The 2,746-nt window shown below is 38.6% G+C and carries 2 protein-coding genes; one reads left to right on the top strand and one right to left on the bottom strand.

Annotated elements, in window-relative coordinates; all coding sequences use genetic code 11:
- Positions 1 to 10: 10 nt before the first annotated feature.
- A complete protein-coding gene (locus FJR05_RS24250) occupies positions 11 to 1,225 on the bottom strand; it encodes a GMC family oxidoreductase N-terminal domain-containing protein (RefSeq protein ID WP_254447077.1) in 1,215 nt (404 codons plus the stop codon).
- A 518-nt stretch (positions 1,226 to 1,743) separates the two neighbouring features.
- On the opposite strand from FJR05_RS24250, the gene FJR05_RS24245 reads away from it, so the two are divergent.
- Positions 1,744 to 2,445, top strand: a complete 702-nt coding sequence (locus FJR05_RS24245; RefSeq protein ID WP_168646476.1) for a hypothetical protein — start codon at positions 1,744 to 1,746, stop codon at positions 2,443 to 2,445.
- Positions 2,446 to 2,746 lie beyond the last annotated feature (301 nt).

The raw sequence follows: 2,746 nt of genomic DNA, 5'->3' as shown, positions 1-2,746 counted from the left end.
AATAGCCCCCCTATTCTCTCTCAAATTCACAATTTTTTGCTTGACAGACCACTAGGGGTCCGCGCATTGTTCCAGTCACTTCTGGCATCAAAGCCCAAGCCAAGAGGAAAGGATGATCCATGAGGTTGCGTCCCATTAGATCATTGCTACTCTTCAAATTGGAAGCAAGCATCAGCTTGGCATTTTCCACTGCATGGGCAGCCAAGACAAATAAAGCACCTTTAGCTATACCAACGGTATGATCAGGAGAGTTCTTATCCTTATAGTTCTTGTAGTGAATAGCGGTGACACGACCGTTAGCGGGATCAACTTCTACTTCATAGGCTACAGCTTGGGCAAGTAAATCTACTCGATCAGGAAAAGCTATGGTATTTAAGGTTTTACGGGCATCATACTTCGCTTGTACTGGACAGATAGGTACACAGTTGGCGTTACCTTGGCAGCGTTCCCCATACTCTAGAGGCTTCAGACTGGCAATTCCATCAGGAACGAAGCGAATATCAGCTTTATGCCCGTATTCGTTGTACTTGGGATTAGGGATACTATTGCGACCTTGAGGAAAGGTACTGAGTTCTAATTTAATAGTCTCGCCCTCAAGTTCGACGGTAGATCCTTTCAGTCCCTCACTAACTTTCTGATCCAAGTAAGAAGGAGGAAGCTCAAGCATCGGGAAAACATAGCCCTCTTTAAAGGGGACACCGAGACCTTTTTGTCCTTCTACGTCCCCAGAAACCCCCATTTCATACTCCGCTTGGCGGTAGTAGGGCATCAGGTCTTCATACTTGATTGGCCAGTCAAGACCTTTTCCATACCTAGTGTGTAACTCGAAGTCTTCGGGTAGCATTCGGATGGTTTTCCCTTCCCAGTGCATCGTAGTTCCACCCAACACTCTTGTATAAGAACCGCTAAGAGGTAATGGTCCTTTTTCTTCAAAATAATGATTAGCACCATCAGTGGGGCTAAGGGCGTTACGGTTTACGGGATAAGGGGAATTGGCGTTTTTGTCTACTGCACCATAGAAGGTATCAACGTGACTTTGAAAGCCCTCAAGGGTTAAACCATAACCCGTTCCCGCTTCCAGAATTAAAACCCGCTTTCCTTGCTCACTAAGTTGTTTGGCAACAATGGCTCCGGCTACTCCCGCTCCAACTATGACTACATCGTAGAAGGTTTGAGAAACAGTCTCGGAAGTGATGAAATTTATTGTAGTCCGACTTTGGCTCATAGATTACTCCTTAGCACGTATTTAATTGACCCAATGGTGTCAGAAACTTTCACACAAGTAATTTATCAAGTATCAATATATTAGTCAACACTTAGCTAATGTTCGGTAAATACACTTGGGTAATCAAAGACTGGCTCGCTATTAATGTATTAAATATTAGCAAAATATCAATAAATACTTAGTTAATTGCTTAATTCCTACTTAGGATATCTTCAGTAAATACTTAGAAAATCTGTTAAAATATAAGCGAATTGTGGGATTTTAACCAGATTATTGAATATTTTATAAATTTTAGTGACATTTTAGTAATATTTAGTAATATTTAGTAATATTACGACAAAAATCTTAGTATGCTGTATGACGAGATAGGAATAACCGAGCAGTATTGGGATTGTGAGTATAGTCCTTGGACTTAATGTATGAATTAATTTGCATAAAGAGGAAAAGCCGGATAGATAACTGCTGAGTCTAGTATGGCTACACCATGTAAACTATCAAAAACCAAATAGGAGTCCTATATGTTACAAAAATTTTCTGAAGAAACAAGAGCTTTATTCCGCCAAGAAATACAAGAATATGGATTTATTAAGGATGAATTAGTGGGTAGAGACATTGACAGGGAAGTTTACGGAGTTAATATTGCTTGTGCTTGGCCTCTGCCTACGGAAATCAGGGAAATTTATGAGGAAATGTATGAGAGATTGCAAGAATTAGAAGGTGCTTATATATATCCATATACCCAAACGCACATTACAATTGTAACGGTTGTTAACTTTAAAAAAAGGCTGAAGAAAACTAAGAAATACTTAGATACTGATATCTTGAAACGGTTAAAGATGAAAATAGCAAACATAGTACAGCACAGGCCAATTAAAATATTTATTGATGCTCCTGTATTATTAAGGTCTGCTGCATTCTTCCCGATATACAATCCTGAAGGAGAGATATATGAAATACGCAAAGAAGCTTTGAATATATTGAAAGGTGATGATAGAGATTATGATTTAGATACGCCAATATCTATTCATTCAACAATTTTGCGCTTTCAGGAAGTTCCTACAGATAGCGAAAAGTTTCTTCATGAATTTGCAGAAATTACCAAAAATTTCTCTGTAGTGGAAGGAATAGTGAGGGAAGTGTATGTAACGGAGGAGCTAAAGCCTTATATGATACAGGGAAGTATTTTAGAAAAAATTGACTGCGGAAAATTGGCTTTGTAAAACTCTAATTTTTCATGACTGAAGATAATAATTAAATCTAGTTTGCAGTTGTTCTATTGTTAAATCTTGCATCCAATATTCTATTAAAGCATGACCAAACGCCCAAGCATTGCGATCTGGTGTAGATGGGTTTTCGGCTCTAAAGAGTAACTTTAGTTTTCTCCATAAAAGAGACGCAGGATCCCAATCTAATCGAGGATAGCATCATTTAAAGTTTTGATAACAACGAAATTTCCATGATTATCTCTAAGAGGGTGTTTGAAAAGTCGGTGAGTGAGTAAAAAAGCTCTCCCAGTGTAAG

It is taken from the genome of Dolichospermum sp. UHCC 0259, assembly GCF_009711935.1.
Lineage (GTDB): Bacteria > Cyanobacteriota > Cyanobacteriia > Cyanobacteriales > Nostocaceae > Dolichospermum.
Note: the sequence above shows the minus strand (reverse complement) of the source record. Positions and strands in the feature narration are given on the sequence as shown.

Coding starts and splice junctions, on each gene's coding strand:
- FJR05_RS24250 (WP_254447077.1), bottom strand. CDS start 1,225: ATGAGCCAAAGTCGGACTACAATAAATTTCATCACTTCCGAGACTGTT.
- FJR05_RS24245 (WP_168646476.1), top strand. CDS start 1,744: ATGTTACAAAAATTTTCTGAAGAAACAAGAGCTTTATTCCGCCAAGAA.